This is a genomic window from Arthrobacter sp. Cza30 (assembly GCF_059090765.1).
This window is the reverse complement of the sequence record NZ_JBNHGA010000013.1, coordinates 106,047-121,847: the sequence shown is the minus strand read 5'-3', so window position 1 is coordinate 121,847 and position 15,801 is coordinate 106,047. Positions and strand designations below refer to the sequence as shown.

General features: G+C 67.9%; 14 protein-coding genes and 1 riboswitch. Of the genes, 8 read left to right on the top strand and 6 right to left on the bottom strand.

Going from position 1 to position 15,801, the window contains the following annotated elements; all coding sequences use genetic code 11:
* The first annotated feature begins 139 nt into the window (after positions 1 to 139).
* Positions 140 to 565: a pyridoxamine 5'-phosphate oxidase family protein gene (locus tag AC5RVZ_RS30890; RefSeq protein WP_494069419.1), complete on the top strand. Its 426-nt coding sequence runs from the start codon at positions 140 to 142 to the stop codon at positions 563 to 565.
* A 99-nt stretch (positions 566 to 664) separates the two neighbouring features.
* Here AC5RVZ_RS30890 and AC5RVZ_RS30885 read toward each other — a convergent pair whose 3' ends face one another.
* A complete protein-coding gene (locus AC5RVZ_RS30885; RefSeq protein WP_494014640.1) occupies positions 665 to 1,288 on the bottom strand; it encodes an FMN reductase in 624 nt (207 codons plus the stop codon).
* 177 nt (positions 1,289 to 1,465) lie between these two features.
* On the opposite strand from AC5RVZ_RS30885, the gene fdhA reads away from it, so the two are divergent.
* The 3 genes from fdhA to AC5RVZ_RS30870 all read left to right on the top strand — a co-directional run bounded on the left by fdhA (position 1,466) and on the right by AC5RVZ_RS30870 (position 4,720).
* A complete protein-coding gene (gene fdhA / locus AC5RVZ_RS30880) occupies positions 1,466 to 2,677 on the top strand; it encodes a formaldehyde dehydrogenase, glutathione-independent (RefSeq protein WP_494069418.1) in 1,212 nt (403 codons plus the stop codon).
* A gap of 34 nt (positions 2,678 to 2,711) precedes the next feature.
* Positions 2,712 to 3,113 carry a GlcG/HbpS family heme-binding protein gene (locus AC5RVZ_RS30875; RefSeq protein ID WP_493979553.1) on the top strand — a complete coding sequence of 134 codons (402 nt, stop codon included), beginning with the start codon at positions 2,712 to 2,714 and terminating at the stop codon, positions 3,111 to 3,113.
* Positions 3,114 to 3,587: 474 nt separating this feature from the next.
* Positions 3,588 to 3,763: riboswitch (cyclic di-AMP (ydaO/yuaA leader) on the top strand.
* Positions 3,764 to 3,766: 3 nt separating this feature from the next.
* The gene (locus AC5RVZ_RS30870; RefSeq protein WP_494069417.1) at positions 3,767 to 4,720 is read left to right on the top strand and encodes a M23 family metallopeptidase; all 954 of its coding nucleotides are present in this window, start codon (positions 3,767 to 3,769) and stop codon (positions 4,718 to 4,720) included.
* A 79-nt stretch (positions 4,721 to 4,799) separates the two neighbouring features.
* On the opposite strand, the gene AC5RVZ_RS30865 is transcribed toward AC5RVZ_RS30870, so the two are convergent.
* On the bottom strand, positions 4,800 to 5,744 hold the full coding sequence (locus AC5RVZ_RS30865; RefSeq protein WP_494069416.1) for an aldo/keto reductase: 945 nt from the start codon (positions 5,742 to 5,744) through the stop codon (positions 4,800 to 4,802).
* 149 nt (positions 5,745 to 5,893) lie between these two features.
* Between AC5RVZ_RS30865 and AC5RVZ_RS30860 the strand changes: the two genes are divergently transcribed.
* Entirely contained in the window at positions 5,894 to 6,322 is a 429-nt protein-coding gene (locus tag AC5RVZ_RS30860; RefSeq protein WP_494069415.1) for a very short patch repair endonuclease, read from the top strand.
* A 119-nt stretch (positions 6,323 to 6,441) separates the two neighbouring features.
* On the opposite strand, the gene AC5RVZ_RS30855 is transcribed toward AC5RVZ_RS30860, so the two are convergent.
* The 3 genes from AC5RVZ_RS30855 to AC5RVZ_RS30845 form a co-directional block, all read right to left on the bottom strand.
* Positions 6,442 to 8,136 (bottom strand): thiamine pyrophosphate-binding protein, encoded by a 1,695-nt coding sequence (locus tag AC5RVZ_RS30855; protein ID WP_494069414.1) that lies wholly within the window; start codon positions 8,134 to 8,136, stop codon positions 6,442 to 6,444.
* Positions 8,133 to 9,194, bottom strand: a complete 1,062-nt coding sequence (speB, locus tag AC5RVZ_RS30850; RefSeq protein WP_494069413.1) for an agmatinase — start codon at positions 9,192 to 9,194, stop codon at positions 8,133 to 8,135. Before speB ends, AC5RVZ_RS30855 begins: the two co-directional genes overlap by 4 nt.
* A 231-nt stretch (positions 9,195 to 9,425) precedes the next feature.
* Positions 9,426 to 10,001: a helix-turn-helix domain-containing protein gene (locus tag AC5RVZ_RS30845; RefSeq protein ID WP_494069412.1), complete on the bottom strand. Its 576-nt coding sequence runs from the start codon at positions 9,999 to 10,001 to the stop codon at positions 9,426 to 9,428.
* A 194-nt stretch (positions 10,002 to 10,195) separates the two neighbouring features.
* Here AC5RVZ_RS30845 and AC5RVZ_RS30840 point away from each other — a divergent pair, with 194 nt between their 5' ends.
* From AC5RVZ_RS30840 to AC5RVZ_RS30830, 3 genes are all read left to right on the top strand, one after another.
* Positions 10,196 to 11,716, top strand: coding sequence for a sodium:solute symporter family protein (locus AC5RVZ_RS30840; protein ID WP_494069411.1), 1,521 nt, complete (start codon positions 10,196 to 10,198; stop codon positions 11,714 to 11,716).
* A 397-nt stretch (positions 11,717 to 12,113) separates the two neighbouring features.
* Complete coding sequence (locus AC5RVZ_RS30835) at positions 12,114 to 13,217, top strand: VIT1/CCC1 transporter family protein (protein ID WP_494069422.1); 1,104 nt, start codon at positions 12,114 to 12,116, stop codon at positions 13,215 to 13,217.
* A gap of 128 nt (positions 13,218 to 13,345) precedes the next feature.
* Entirely contained in the window at positions 13,346 to 14,434 is a 1,089-nt protein-coding gene (locus tag AC5RVZ_RS30830; RefSeq protein WP_494069410.1) for a matrixin family metalloprotease, read from the top strand.
* Here the strand turns inward: AC5RVZ_RS30830 and AC5RVZ_RS30825 are convergent.
* Positions 14,429 to 15,790, bottom strand: a complete 1,362-nt coding sequence (locus tag AC5RVZ_RS30825) for an LOG family protein (protein ID WP_494069409.1) — start codon at positions 15,788 to 15,790, stop codon at positions 14,429 to 14,431. The genes AC5RVZ_RS30830 and AC5RVZ_RS30825 overlap by 6 nt on opposite strands.
* Between the last annotated feature and the right edge of the window lie 11 nt (positions 15,791 to 15,801).

The following is a 15,801-nucleotide window of genomic DNA, read 5'->3' as shown; positions in this document are numbered from 1 at the left end:
CGCCCGGGCTCGGGACGGGCTCACAACACCCCCCCCCCCGGGGGGCCGCACAACCGCCCCCGCGGCGGTGCCTCGTCGTTGAGAGGTCCGTTTGTATCAAGGACTTCCTTTCACCGAACCGATGCAGAAGGATGAAGGCATGATGTTCGAACACGACGACGCGGTCCTTGAGCTCAGCGACGAGCAATCGTGGATGCTGCTGGAGAGGACGAAGCATGGCCGCCTCGTCCTCACGGCCGCCGGGGAAACCGACATTTTCCCCATCAACTATGTTGCGCGCGATGGCAGGCTCGTCCTGCGCACGGCGCCGGGCACCAAGCTGGCCGAATTGACGATCAACGACCAGGTCTTGTTCGAGGCCGACGGCATCAGCAGCGAAGAAGCATGGAGCGTCGTCGTCAAAGGCACGGCCCGCGTACTGCAGGACCAGGAGGACATCGCGGCCGCGGAAGCACTGCCGGTCGAGACCTGGATCCCGACCCTTAAGGATTTCTATGTGGAAGTGAAGCCGGCCAGCATCAGCGGACGCCACTTCAAACTGGGTCAACAACCCGAACGTTTTTAGCCACGGCAAAGGCCCGGTCCGGGTGGTCGCGCTGCGCGGGTGCGCATCGCTAAACCACTCCCGACCGGGCCTTCGTCTTGCTCAGCGGTAGTTGCTCATTCAGTGGCCGACGCTGGCAAGGATCTCCTCGAAGCTTTTGGATTCGACGCCGCCGCGGCCGCGCTCGGTCACCGGCGCGCCCTCCACCAGGTCAACCAGTTCGGCGGCCGCCCGGTCCGAGCGCTCGGACAGTCCGCCGGTTCCCGCCTCACCGGCACCCCAGTCCTCCGGTGCGGCAAAGACCGTGGTTTGTACCGTGCGGGCACGGAGGTAGCTGAACAGCGGACGGACGGCGTAGTCCAGGGCCAGCGAGTGGCGGGCGCTGCCACCGGTGGCGCCCATCAGCACCGGCTTGCCGGCAAGCGCGCGCGGCTCGACCACATCGAAGAAGGACTTGAACAGCCCGCTGTAGGAGGCGCTGAAGACCGGGGTCACCACGATCAGCGCATCGGCTGCCACGGTTGCCTTGAGCACTTCGTCCAGCTTCGGCGCGGCGTAGCCGGTCACCATGTTGTTGGCGATATCGACGGCGTAATCGCGCAGCTCCACCAGTCGAACCTCGGCCTCGACGCCCTTCAGGCGGAACTGGTCCACGGCAGAGGCCGCCAACTGGTCAGCCAGCATACGGCTCGAGGACGGAACGCCGAGTCCGGCGGATATAACAACGATCTTGCGCTCTGACACTGAGACCCTCCTGGTTTGTTCATGCAATCGCATCTAGATGGGTCAACCAAGGCACCGCGAAGATTATTCCGGGACCCGGGACTGCAGGGGCAAGGCCGCCTCAACCCTAGCCAGCCCCCGTCCAAGAGGGCTACCGTGGCACCCACCACCCGTGACTTTCGGATCAGAGGAATCCCCATGAGCAGCAATCGAGCAGTGGCTTACAAGGAACCCGGCAAGGTCGAAGTGATCGACATCGACTATCCAAGTTTCACGCTCAAGGATGGTCCGGGGGTCCACCCGGACAACGTGGGCCGGCAGGTATCGCACGGAGTCATCCTGCGCACCGTTGCCACCAACATCTGCGGCTCCGACCAGCACATGGTCCGGGGCCGTACTACTGCCCCGAAGAACCTGGTCTTGGGCCATGAAATCACCGGCGAAGTCGTCGACGTCGGCTCCGACGTGGAGTTCATCAAGGTCGGCGACATCGTCTCCGTCCCCTTCAACATCGCGTGCGGACGCTGCCGGAACTGCAAGGAGCGGAAGACAGGCATCTGCCTGAACGTGAATCCCGAGCGCCCGGGCAGCGCCTACGGCTACGTGGACATGGGCGGCTGGGTGGGCGGCCAGGCCGAGTACGTGCTGGTCCCCTACGCCGACTGGAACCTGCTGAAGTTCCCGGACAAGGACCAGGCGCTCGAGAAGATCATGGACCTGACCATGCTCTCCGATATCTTCCCCACCGGCTTCCACGGCGCCGTCACCGCCGGGGTGGGGGTTGGCTCCACCGTGTACATTGCCGGAGCGGGGCCCGTGGGGTTGGCCGCCGCCGCCAGTGCCCAGTTGCTGGGCGCCGCCGTCGTGATTGTCGGGGACATGAACGAGGGCCGTCTTGCCCAGGCGCGCAGCTTCGGCTGCGAGACCGTGGACGTCTCCCAAGGCCATCCCAGGGACCAGATCGAGCAGCTTTTGGGCGTCCCGGAGGTGGATTGCGGCGTGGACGCGGTGGGTTTCGAGGCCCGCGGGCACGGCAAGGACGCCCAGGAGGCGCCGGCCACCGTGCTGAACTCGCTGATGGAGATCACTGCGGCCGGCGGGGCGCTGGGCATCCCGGGACTGTACGTCACCGGCGATCCGGGCGGGATCGACGAGGCCGCGCAGAAAGGCTCGCTCTCGCTCTCGCTGGGCACGGGCTGGGCCAAGTCGCTCTCCTTCACCACTGGACAGTGCCCGGTGATGAAGTACCACCGGGCACTGATGATGGCCATCCTGCATGACCGGGTGCAGATCGCGAAGGCCGTGAATGCCACGGCCATCCCCTTGGAGGACGCGCCGAAGGGCTATGCGGAGTTCGACGCCGGTGCCGCCACCAAGTACGTGCTCAACCCCAACGGTTACATCAACTAGGGCCCCGCGACAGGCCTCGGATTTAGGAGCAAACATGGACACCGTCACCCTGGAAGACGCCCGCCGGGTCATCGCCGCCGCCGAGGCCAAGGCCGCCGACATCGGCCAGCCGATGAACATCGCCGTGGCCGATGCCGGCGGAAACCTGGTCTCGCATGTGCGGATGGACGGGGCGTGGCTGGGCAGCATCGACATCTCGATCAACAAGGCCTTCACCTCGCGGGCGTTCGACATCCAAACCAAGGACCTGGGCGACAACTCGCAGCCGGGCAACCAGTTCTACGGCATCCATGCCAGCAACCACGGCCGGATCATGATCTTCGCCGGCGGCATCCCGCTCTCCCGCGACGGCCAGGTGGTCGGTTCGATCGGCGTCAGCGGCGGCTCCGGGGAGCAGGACCAGTCTGTGGCGGAGGCCGGAGCGGCGGCACTCTAGCCTGGGGCTTTTCAGGGGGCGCGCCCGATCCCCGGCGTCGCCGCGTGCCGGGCCGGCCGACCGGCTGCGCGGGTGTCGTCCCCGGCGTCGACGCCGGACTTTCGGCCTGGGCTGGATCGGCCCGCCCGCCCCTCCTACTGCTTGTTGCGGTCACCACTTCGCGCATCCGCGGCTGCCGCAATCTGCGCCAGGATCCGCCTGCGCAAATTTTCCAGGCGAGCGCGAGGTAGCGGCCGGGGCGCCAACAGGGAGTTCGGCGCGCCGTGGTATCGGTCACGGCCGGGGAGCGGAAACGGACTCCGTGCCCCTCAAAAACCGGCAGGACGGGCGGAAATCGCCACCAGGCCGCACTTCTGGTGACAAGGAACACGGATAACGAATTTGTAACGCCGCGTGTCGCTCCGGTAATTTTGAATTTGTTCCTATCTATCTAGGTAGGCATCCGGTCCGCCCGTCTAACCCTGCCAGCGGACCAGAAGAATCGAGCTTTACTCGAAGGCAGGGGCGGAGGAACCACTTACGGTGCTTGGGGGCACCTCGGGGTGAAGTCCTCACCGGCACAGTCCAACTCTGAACTACGACTGCCGGCAGGACCGAGTGAACTCTCGCTCGAATCCGACAGCTAACTTCGCAGGCGCAAGAGAGGAAACCCTGTGAACAACCCTGTGCGCGGTCGTCGCCGTTCCGACACCCCCACGAATCCCCTGTCCAAGATCTCACGTTCCGCCCTGTCGAAGATCACCCGTTCCACCGAGGGCTCCCCTGCCCGCCGCGAAGGGGAAGCATCCCCCGCGGCCTACTCCCTCGCCCGCAGGACCGGCTTGGCTGCCGTTGCCGCCGGCATTCTGGCCGCGGCAGTGGTCCCGGTGGCCCAGGCCGGCGGCACTACCGACGTCGGCTCCGACCGCGCTTCGGAACAAAGCCCCGTGCAGATTCAGGCCGCCAAGGAGGCCGAACTCGGGTTTGACCGGGCCAAGGTAGACAGCAAGGCTGCCCAGGAGGAAGCCCAGGTTGCCGCCGCGGCCGCCGACAAGAAGCAGGCCGACGAAAAGGCAGCGGCCGCCAAGAAGGCCGAGGCCGAGAAGAAGGCGAAGGCCGAAGCTGCGGCCAAGAAGGAAGCTGCCGCCAAGAAGGCTGCGGCGGAGAAGAAGGCGAAGGCCGCGGCCGCAGCCAAGAAGGCCGCCGCAGCCAAGGCGAAGACGGCCGGCTTTTCGACCGGCAAGCTGGCCGCTCCGATCCCGAACATGAACCAGACCTCCGGCTTCGGCTACCGCCAGAACCCGATCACCGGGGCTGCCGGCGAGCTGCACACCGGCATTGACTGCGCTATGGCCTGCGGCACTCCTGTCCATGCGGCCGACGGCGGCAAGGTCGTCGAGGCCGGCTGGCAGGTTGGCGGCGGCGGCAACCGCATCGTGGTTCAGCACAGCAGCGGCCTGAAGACCACCTACAACCACCTGCAGTCGATCGGCGTTTCACTGGGCCAGAAGGTCGCCCAGGGCCAGGTCATCGGCCAGCTGGGCACCACCGGCAACTCCACCGGCTGCCACCTGCACTTCGAGGTTGTCAAGGACGGTCAGCTCGTGGATCCGGCAGGCTGGCTCTAACCCACTTTTGACGACGGCGGAGCTTCCGCCACCGACAACGGCGATGCCACGCGGCATCGCCGTCGTCGTTAAGGGCCGGTCAGGCGAAGGGCCGCGACGCCCGGTCCAGGGCGGCAACTTCGTCGGCGGTCAGTTCGACATCCGTGGCGGCCATCAGGTCCGGCAGCTGTTCGGGCGTGCGGGCGCTGGCCAGCGGAGCGGTAATGCCGGGCTTGGTCAGCAGCCAGGCGAGCGCGGTCGTCGTGAGGGAGATGCCGCGCGACTGGGCGACGGTCTCCAAGGCGTCCACCACGGCGAAGCCCTCGGTCGTGAGGTAATCACGGAGCATGCCGCCGCGCGGGCTGCTGTCGGCGTCATCCGTCGAGTGGTACTTGCCGGACAGGAAACCGGAAGCGAGCGAGAAGTACGGGAACACCGAGAGGTTGTGTTCCCGGGCCAACGGAGCATAGCCCTGTTCGTAGTCTTTGCGGGCCACCAGGTTGTAGTGCGGCTGCAGCGCGACCGGCAGCGCAAACCCGTTCTGCTGCGCGATGTTCATCCACTCGGCGATCCGCTCCGGGGACAGGTTGGACAAGCCGATCTGGCGGACCTTGCCCTCCCTCACCAGGGCGTCGAACGCGGCGGCCGCCTCAATCAACGGGGTGCCCTCGTCATCGTAATGGGCGTAGTACAGGTCGATGTATTCGGTGCCCAGCCGCTGCAGCGAAGCCTCGGCGGCAGCGGCCACATTCACCGCGGACAGTCCCTGGAGCTCCGGATGGCCGCCCACCTTCGTGGCAATGACGACCGATTCGCGGTTATTCCGGTCCGCCATCCAGCGGCCGATGATCTCCTCGGATTCGCCCCCACGGTTACCCGGAACCCACGCGGAGTAGCTGTCCGCGGTGTCAATGAAGTTGCCGCCGGCCTCGGTGAAGGCATCCAGCACCTGCTGCGAACCGGACTCGTCCGAGGTCCAGCCGAAGGTGTTGCCGCCCAGAGCGAGCGGGAAGATCTTGATATCCGAAGTGCCGATCAAGCGCATCGAAGGTCCTTTCGAAGGTCAGGGGCGGCCTTCGCATGCCGCTTACGTTTAACCTAGCAGCGGCGGACGCGTCCCCCGGACGCGGGTACGGCGCAGCCTGGCGGCCGGGAGCCCCGCCGGGCAGTATCTCGCGCCCCTAGACTTGACGTATGGCCGACTCGCTGACCCCGCAGCAGCGCAGCGCCAACATGGCCAAAATCCGCGGCAAGAACACCAAACCCGAGCTGTTGGTCCGGAAACTGCTGCATGCCAAGGGATACCGCTACCGCCTGCACGGCAGCGCAGGCGGCGGAAAGCTGCCGGGCAAACCGGATCTGGTTTTCGCCGGACGGCGGAAAGTGATCTTCGTCAACGGCTGCTTCTGGCATGCCCATGACTGCAGGGTCGGCCGGCATGCGCCGAAGTCCAACTCCGGCTTCTGGGAGGCCAAACGGACGCGTACCGCTGCCCGCGACGAAGCCCAACGGTCGGCGCTGCAGGCGGCCGGCTGGCAGGTCCTCACCGTCTGGGAGTGCGAGTTCAAGAAGACCGGCGATCTGGCTGCGCTCGAGGACAGGCTGGTCGCGTTCCTGGCCTGAGCCGGCCCGCTGATGACCAGGCCCCTCCGCCCACGGGGAGAATCCCGGGGCGGAGGGGCGAGGGTGCCGGCCTGAACGCTGCGCTGGGGGGTGGGACTCCCCCTCGGCCTGGGGCCGGGTCAGACGTGCGTGGGGGCGAACATCTTCAGCAGTGTCTCGACGACGACGACGTTCGGTCCCTCGGCGGCAAAGCTTTCCCGGAGCGCGGTGCCGATATCCTCCGGTGCCACCCGGCGTGCCGGCACGCCAAAGGCCTGCGCCAGGGCCACGAAATCCGGCCGCGCCAGTTCCGTTGCCGTCGCCCGGCCGAACGCGCCTTCCATATACTCGCGCAGGATGCCGTAGCCGCCGTCGTCCACAATCAGCCAGGTGACCGGCAGGTCATGCTGCCGGACGGTGGCCAGTTCGCTGATCGAATACATGGCCGAGCCGTCGCCGGAGACGGCCAGCACGCGCGCGGGCTTTCCCTGGCTGGCCAGGCCGACGCTGCCGCCGATGGCGCCGGGAAAACCGTAGCCCAGGCCGCCGGCGCCCTGGGCCGAGTGGAACTCGCCGTCGCGCGAGTCCCAGCAGCTCCAGGCCCAGTACGCGGAGATGGTCATGTCCCAGAAGGTTTGCATGTCGTCCGGCACGGCCTCGCGGATGTCCGCCATGAAGGTCCGCTCCTTGGCCAGGTCCTGGCCGTCCAGGCGGGCCTGGACCTTGGCCAGCGTGTCCTTGACCAGCTGCTCGGGCGTCTGGCCATGCCAGTCGGGTCCGTTACCCGGATTGCCGGAGAGGGCTGCGTCCAGAGCCTGCAGTGCCTGGCCGGCGTCAGCGCGGATTCCCAGCGCCGGACCGTTGGATTCCAGGACGCGGGGTTCGGCGTCGATCTGGATGATTCGGCCCCGCGGTTCCATGGTGAAATAGTTGCTCGTCACTTCCCCCAGCGACGAACCTACGACCACCAGGACGTCCGCATCTTCGAGGACGTCGGTGACGTACCGGTCCTCGACCCAGGATTGCAGCGAGAGCTCGTGGTTCCACGGGAACGCGCCGTTGCCGCCCGGCGAACAGACCACCGGGGCACGCAGCTTTTCCGCGATGGAGCGCAGCCACGGTTGGGCCTTGCCCCTGCGGGCCCCGCCGCCAGCGATGATCGCCGGCCGCTTGGCCTCGGAGAGCCAGTGCACGGCTTCCTTGACGAGCTCGGTCCGCGGCGGATTGTCGAATGCCTCGGCCAGCGCGTCCTCCACCGGCGGCACCATGATCGGGTCCAGCAGGACGTTCTGTGGAACCTCCACCCAGACCGGCCCCTGCGGCGACGAAATGGCCTCGGTCCAGGCGTCCTGGATGGCCGACGGGATGCCGGACGCGTGCTGGATCAACCGCTGGCTCTTGGTGACGTTGGCCGCGGAGGCCTTTTGGTCGTCGAGCTGGTGCAGCATGCCCTTGCGGCGCGCGCCCAAGCCTTCGAGCGGAATCTGGCTGGCGATGACAACCATCGGCACGCCGGTGGCGTAGGCCTCCTGCAGCCCGGCCAACGAGGTCAGGGCGCCCGGGCCGGTGGAGAGGAACAGCACGCCGACCTCGCCGGTGGCACGCGAGAACCCGTCCGCCGCGAAGGCGGAGTTGTTCTCCACCCGGGAGGAGACGAAGCGCAACGGCGAACGGGACAACGCGTCAAACAATCCCAAGGCGTGCTGCCCCGGGATCCCGAACACCGTCGTCGCGCCCAGGGCGCTGAGGGTTTCGACGACGAGGTCCCCGCCGTTGCGGACGGTCGGTTCCGCCGGGGCCGCTTTGGTGGAGGGGTCTTTCCCTGCTGCTGTCATTCGAAGGACTCCTGATCCGATCCGTCGCCGCTGCCGACGGTGGCGCCCGCACGCTCCAGCGCCTGGGCGCTGTACCCGTTGCCGGACCCGCCGGCCGCGGTGTCGGCCATCAACGAGACAAGTTCGTAGGCCACGTGGCTGCCGGCGACCCCTGTCATCTCCGCGTGATCGTAGGCGGGTGCCACTTCCACCACGTCGGCGCCCACGAGGTTCATGCCGCGGAACCCGCGGATGATTTCCAGCAGCTCGCGGCTGGTGATGCCGCCGGCCTCCGGTGTGCCGGTGCCGGGTGCGTGGGCCGGATCCAGCACGTCGATGTCGACCGAAATGTAGAGCGGGGTGTCGCCGATCCGGTCGCGCAGCTTGGCCACCACGTCGCGGACGCCCTGGTAGTAGACGTCCGAACTGGTGACAATGCCGAAACCGAAACGATGGTCGTCGTCGAGGTCCTTCTTGCCGTAGAGCGGGCCGCGGGTGCCCACGTGGCAAATGGCCTCGGTGTCCAGGATGCCTTCCTCCACGGCGCGGCGGAACGGAGTGCCGTGCGTGTACTCGGCACCGAAGTAGGTATCCCACGTATCGAGGTGCGCGTCGAAATGCAGCATGGCGACCGGACCACCGGCACGCTCGGCGGCCGCGCGGAGCAGCGGCAGGGCGATGGTGTGGTCACCGCCGAGGGTGACCAGCTTGGTGCCGGAGGCGGTCAGGTCGAGGGCGTTCTGCTGAATGGTCTCGATGGCCTCGTTGATGTTGAACGGGTTCACCGCCATGTCGCCGGCGTCGGCCACCTGAACCTCTTCGAACGGGCTGAGGTCCCATGCGGGATTGTATGGCCGCAGCAGCCGCGAAGCCTCGCGGACGTGGTTGGCGCCGAACCGGGCGCCGGGGCGATAGGACACGCCCGAATCGAACGGAACGCCGACGACGGCGATGTCTGCCTTCTGCACCTGGTCCAAGCGGGGCAGCCGGGCGAAGGTTGCGGCTCCGGCGTACCGCGGGATGCGGGACGAATCGATCGGGCCGAGATGGCCGTTGGCTTCCACACGAAGCTCTTCCATGGTTCTCCTCTGAGGGGCGCGGGCGGCGGACTCTGGTCGGGCCGTCAGGAGCCGCGGGATGGCCGCGTGCCGTACTGGAACGCCCGACCGACGGTTGCCTCATGTGCAACATCTGTTGCCTCTGATGTTATTTGTGGTGGGGGTAACAGTCAAGACCGCGGGCCGGGCGGCACGGGACCTAGCGCGGCGCCGGACGCTACCGCGGCACGCGGAACTAGCTCGGCACGGGCACTAGCGCGCGGCCGCCGGGACCAGCGTCCAGGTGACGATGGCCTCTTCGTCGGTCTCGTTAATCCAGGTGTGCGGCTCCCGCCCGGAGAAGGAAATGGTGTCGCCGGCGTCGAGTTTGTAGCGTTCTGAGGTAAAGATCAAGGTAATGCTCCCCGCGATCACATGAAGGACATCCACGTCGCAGTCCACGGAGTAGAGATCGGCTTCCCCACGGCCCCGCGGCTCGATCACGGCGCGGATGATCTGCAGCCGGCGCTCGTGCCGGGCGGTCAGCAACTCCTCCTTGATGCCTTCGCCGCCCAGGTTGATCCGCGGCCCCTCTCCCGCGCGCGAGACATGCGTTTCCGGCATCGAGAAAAGGTCCCCGATGGAGATGGACAGCACCTGGCACAGGGTGACCAGCGATGCCACCGACGGCGAGGTCAGGTCGCGCTCCACCCGGCTGAGGAATCCCTTGGTGAGCCCCGTCGAATCCGCCACCTGTTCGATGGTCATGCGCTGGCCTTGGCGTGCGGCGCGGATCCGCGATCCGATGGCCACCGGGTCATTGCTGGGTTCGACTGGCAGTGCCTTCACTGATCATCCTTCTCGGTGCAGAGTTAAGGGAAGCGGCGTGCAGTGGCAGGGAAATAGCCCCGGCCGAAACCGGGGCAGCCTGCCGAGTTGACCTGTGCCCCGTGCCACATTTAGCTTAACACTCAACACTTGTTGCCTCACAGGCAATTTTCCGCATGTCGCCCGCACTATCTTCATTCCCCTTGGAGTCCCCCATGGACAGTCAAATCGTCAACGTCGTCATTGTGGTGGCCTATCTGGCCGCCATGCTGCTCTTCGGGTGGTGGGGCAAATCCCGCACCAAGAACACCAGCGACTATCTGGTGGCCGGCCGCCGCCTCGGCCCCGTCCTCTACACCGGCACGATGGCCGCCGTCGTCCTGGGCGGAGCCTCCACCGTCGGCGGCGTCGGCCTGGGCTACAAGTGGGGCATCTCCGGGATGTGGCTGGTGGTCGCGATCGGCTCCGGCGTGCTGCTGCTGAGCCTGCTCTTCGCCCCGACCCTGCAGAAGCTGAAAATCTACACCGTGGCGCAGATGCTCACGCTGCGGTACGGCGTGCATGCCACCAAGGTGTCGGGCATCGTCATGCTGGCGTACACGCTCATGCTCTGCGCCACGTCCACCGGGGCCTACGCCACCATCATGGTGGTGCTCTTCGGCTGGGAGCGCTGGCTGTCCATCGCCGTCGGCGGCGCAATTGTGCTGATTTACTCCACGGTCGGCGGCATGTGGTCCATCACGCTGGCCGACATGGCACAGTTCATTATCAAAACCGTCGGCGTCTTCCTGCTGATGCTGCCGTTCACCTGGTCAGCCGCCGGCGGCCTGGACGGCATCCGCTCGCGCGTCGATGCGGAGTTCTTCTCGCTGACCGGCATCGGCGTCCAGACCATCATCACCTACTTCGTGGTCTACACGCTGGGCCTGCTGATCGGCCAGGACATCTGGCAGCGCGTCTTCACCGCCCGTAACCCCCGGGTCGCCCGCTGGGGCGGCGCAACGGCCGGCGTCTACTGCATCCTCTACGGAGCCGCCGGCGCCCTGATCGGCATGGCCGCCTCCGTGGCGCTGCCCGCCATCGAAGTCGAGGACGACGTCTACGCAGACGTTGCCATGAACCTGCTGCCCATCGGCATCGGCGGCATAGTGCTGGCCGCGGCCGTGGCCGCGATGATGTCGACGGCGTCCGGCTGCCTGATCGCCGCGGCAACGGTGGCGCGCGCCGACGTGGTGCCGTTCGTGGCCTCCTGGTTCGGCAAGCACGTCCACTACGACCACGAGAACACCGAACACGATGTGGCCGGCAACCGGTGGTGGGTCTTCGGACTGGGCGCGGTCTCAATCCTGCTGGCCATCGTGGTGCAGGACGTGGTCGCTGCACTGACCATTGCCTACGACATCCTGGTGGGCGGCCTGCTGGTCGCAATCCTGGGCGGCCTGGTCTGGAAGCGCGGCACCGGTCTGGGCGCCGCGTGGTCGATGGCGGCCGGCACCATCGTCACGCTGACCACCATGATCGTGCTGGAGATCAACGCCGAGGAGCAGTATGCCGGCATTTACGCCAACGAGCCGATCTACTACGGCCTGATCGCCTCCGCGCTGGTCTACGTGGTGGTGTCGCTGCTCACGAAGCCCACCGATGCCGCCGTGCGCCAGGCGTGGGACCGCCGGGTGGCGGGGCAGGCAACGGAGGAAGTCCCGGTCGAGGGCCCCGACGAGGTCGCCACGCGCTGACGCAGGCGCCTGGCTCGGGCTAGGAGACGGTGACGGCGGGGCGGTCCTCAAGGGACCGCCCCGCTTGGACGTGGACTGCGCAGGCAACTGCGCCAACGGCTTCAGGCGCTGGGCACTGGGCGCTGCCCCGACCGGCTACAATGGAGGTTGCGAAGGGGAGTAGCTCCACCGCCGCGCGGTTACGCGCACTGGGCGTGGAGGCCTGTCGACACACTGGCCAGCGTTAGCGGCCCGGCAGTCCACCTGAGCGCAGGGCAGGTACCGCCTGATCCGCTGCGCCCGGGCGAGCGAGACCTTCGGTCAGTTGATGGTTAACTGACCGGAGATCATCGAACCGTCTCCGGTCCGACTCAGGAGCAGCGTGACAACGAGCCCCGATCCAGCCGGCCCCGATCCTATGGACGCCCAACCCGACGGCAAGGCATCGCCGTCGAAATCCGACATCCGGCTGTGGCGCCGCTATCTTGCCGACGAACGCGCCGAAGCTGCCATCTACCGCGACCTGGCAAGGCGCCGCGAGGGCGAGGAACGTGAGATCCTGCTGGCCCTGGCCGACGCCGAGGGCCGGCACGAAAAACACTGGCGCGATCTGCTGGGCAAGCATGCCGGACAAAGGCTGCGGCCCTCGTTGCGCCGGACCGTGCTGCGGTTTCTGGCCCGCAGCTTCGGCTCGGTGTTCGTGCTGGCACTGGCACAGCGGGCCGAGAGCCGCTCCCCCTACGGCAGTGAGCCTGCGGCGACCGAGGCCATGGCCGCCGATGAACTGATTCACGAAGAGGTTATCCGCGGCCTCGCCACCCGCGGCCGCGCCCGGCTCTCCGGCAACTTCCGGGCGGCGGTCTTCGGCGCGAACGACGGGCTGGTCTCGAACCTGGCGCTGATCATGGGCATCGGCGCCACCGGGGTCTCCAGCGGCTTCATCCTGTTCAGCGGCTTCGCCGGCCTCCTCGCCGGCGCGCTGTCCATGGGCGCCGGCGAGTACGTGTCCGTGCGCTCCCAGCGCGAGTTGCTCTCTGCCACCCGCCCTACCCAGATCACTTTGCAGGCAGCGCCGGACCTGGACCTGAACGCGAATGAACTCGTGCTCGTGTATCGCGCCCGGGGCATGACCCCGGAAGCAGCCGAACACCGTGCCGCCGAGCGGATGGGCTACCTGGACTGCGACTGCGATCCGAGCCTTTCCCTGCAGCCGCCGGAAACGTACATCAACGACTACCAGGAGATCGGCACCGGCTGGAATGCCGCCCTCTCCAGTTTCCTGTTCTTCTCCAGCGGCGCGCTGATTCCGATCCTGCCCTACATCTTCGGCATGCAGGGCACGGCAGCCGTTGTGGTCGCGCTCGTGCTGGTCGGCCTGGCACTGCTGGTGACCGGCGGAATCGTGGGACTGCTGTCCGGGGCCTCGCCGCTCAAGCGAGCCCTGCGGCAGTTGGCGATCGGCTTCGGCGCGGCCCTGGCCACCTACCTGTTGGGTTCCTTGTTCGGCACCACGGCGCTCTGATCCCGCCGGCGGCCAGGCCTGTTCACCCGCCGGCCACCGGACAGCCCCCTACCGTTTGTCTCACGGCTTGGTTACCCTGAGGCAAGCGGGGCAACGATGCACCGCCGTCCGCCATGCCGAGGGGGACCATGAGTTGGCCGCCGACCGAAGGCCCGGGCCATGCGCCGGGCGGGGCCCGGCCTGTGCCGGAAGCCGTGACGGAGCAGGCACAGGTCACCACCGGCTCCATTGAGCGCCGGAAGCCCGACGCCGACCAGGGTCAGGTCTGGATCAACCCGACGGCGCGGCAGGTGCGCGCTCCAGGACAGCAGCCCGTACTGACACCGGCCTCGCATGCCCCGCCGCCCGTTCGGCGGGAACCGGACCTCCGGGGCCCGTCACCGTTCGGCAAGTTCATCCTGCTGGCCGCCGCTGCGTCGCTGGCGGCGTGGGCCTTCATCTGGGTGGCACAGCCAAGGCCCGCCCCGGCGGTGCAACCCGGCGGGGCCGCCGCCCTGAATGGCCTTCCGTTCGATGCCGGATCCACCGTCAAGGGTCCGGGCCATGGCGGGTTTCCGCCGTCGGGAGTGGACGCCGCGGACAAACCGCTGGGGGTGCCCGCGCCCCTCGACGAGGAGAACAATTCCTACGAATTCCTGGCCTCGCCGTCCAAGCAGGACTACCTCGCCTACGACCCGTGCCGCCCGATCCGGTATGTGGTCCGCGCGGCCGACACCCCCGCGGGCAGCACGGAGCTCGTCCATGAGGCGGTGGACCACGTCTCGGAGGCCACGGGCCTGCAATTCATTTACGAAGGGACCACCACCGAACGGCCCGCCGAGCGGCGCCGATCCTACCAGCCCGAACGCTATGGCGAGCGCTGGGCACCGGTGCTGATCGCCTGGTCCGACCCGAAGCAAAGCCCCTCCTTGGCCGGTCCGACCATCGGCTTGGGCGGCAGCGGCTGGGCGTCGCGGGGCGGGGTTTCCGCTTACGTATCGGGCCAGATCGAACTGGACACCCCGCAGTTCCGCCAGCTGCTTGGTGCGCCCGGGGGCAACGACGCCGCCCGGGCCATCATCATGCACGAGCTGGGCCACCTGATCGGCCTGGACCACGTTGACGACCCCACCCAGCTGATGTACGCGCAGGCCTCGCACGACATCCTCACTTTTGCCGACGGCGACCTCACCGGCCTGGCGTTGCTGGGCCAAGGCGAATGCGTGCCCGAGCTATAGAACGTCGAGGGCCTGCTCCACGGTGTCCACCAGGTGCACGGCGTCCTCCATGGGCCGCCCCCGCGCGAGCGCCTGCAGCAATGGCCAGGCCGGCAGTTCCTCGGTCCAGTACTTGCGCCCGACCAGCACCATCGGCGAGAGCGCTTCCGGGGTGGCGTAGTAGTTTTCGCAGGCGTCCTGGAAAATTTCCTGCACCGTGCCGCCGGCGCCGGGGAGGAACACGATCCCGCCATCGCAGCGCTGCAGCAGCACGGCCTCGCGCAGGGCGTTGCCGAAGTACTTGGCGATATGGGTGGCAAACAGGTTCGGCGGCTCGTGCCCGTAGTGCCAGGTGGGGATGCCCAAATTCGCGACGCCGGGTCCGGCCTCGGCGAGCACGTCGGCTGCCGCGCGGGCCCAGTCGGTGACGGACGGCCGGAAGCCGGGGACGCCGGCCAGCCGGTCCAGCGCGTCGGCGAACCCGTCATCGCCGGACGCGGAGAGTCGCGCGCCCAGGTTGGCCGCCTCCATCGCGCCCGGGCCGCCGCCGGTCGCCACGGCATAGCCCTCCTTGGCGAGCAGCCTGCCCAGCCGGGCGGCGTCGTCGTAAATTGTGCTGCCCCGTTCGGCAGCGTGCCCGCCCATCACCCCCACCATCCTCCGGCCGGCGAACACAGTGGAGAACAGCGCCTCCATGGCGTCACCGATGGCATGGTCGTGCAGGCTTGCCGCGAGGGTGGAGTCCAGGTCATGGCGGGTCGCGGACCGCGACGACCAGGCGTAGACCTGTGCGTCCAGTGTCCCTTCGTAGGGTCCGGTGTCCAGCCCGCTGTAGAGCTCGGCGGCGGTGTAAACCTGGCCGCGGTACGGGTCGAACGGGACGCCGGGCAGCGTGGGAAAGATCAGCGCGCCGTTGCGGTGCAGCCAGTCCTCGGTGGCGGCCTCGAACGTGCACCCAAGGAACACCGAGCCAGCCGGGTCCATGCCGAGCAGGGCCTCCGTGCGGCCGCTGAGATCCACCGATTGGAAGTGCCAGCCGTTCATCGACGGCGGTCCCCCGTCCGGCCCCGATCGCCAGGTGGGCCGCGGCTCGCGGTCTGGCTGCAGGCCGTCCGGTCCCCCGCCTGGCCGCGGTTCGCCGGATGGCCTCAGGCCGTCCTGCCCCCCGCCTGGCCGCGGTTCGCCGGATGGCCTCAGGCCGTCCTGCCCCCCGCCTGGCCGCGGTTCGCCGGATGGCCCCGTACGGCTGTCGAGCCGGCGTCCGCCGTCGCCCGCCGCCTTGGCTCGCGGAGCCTGGGCGACGAGCCGGTCGAAGTGCTCGAGCGACTCAATCTCGACGACGCGCGGTTCCTTGTGCAGTGCCGCTGACGCTCCCATGCAGCCAGCAT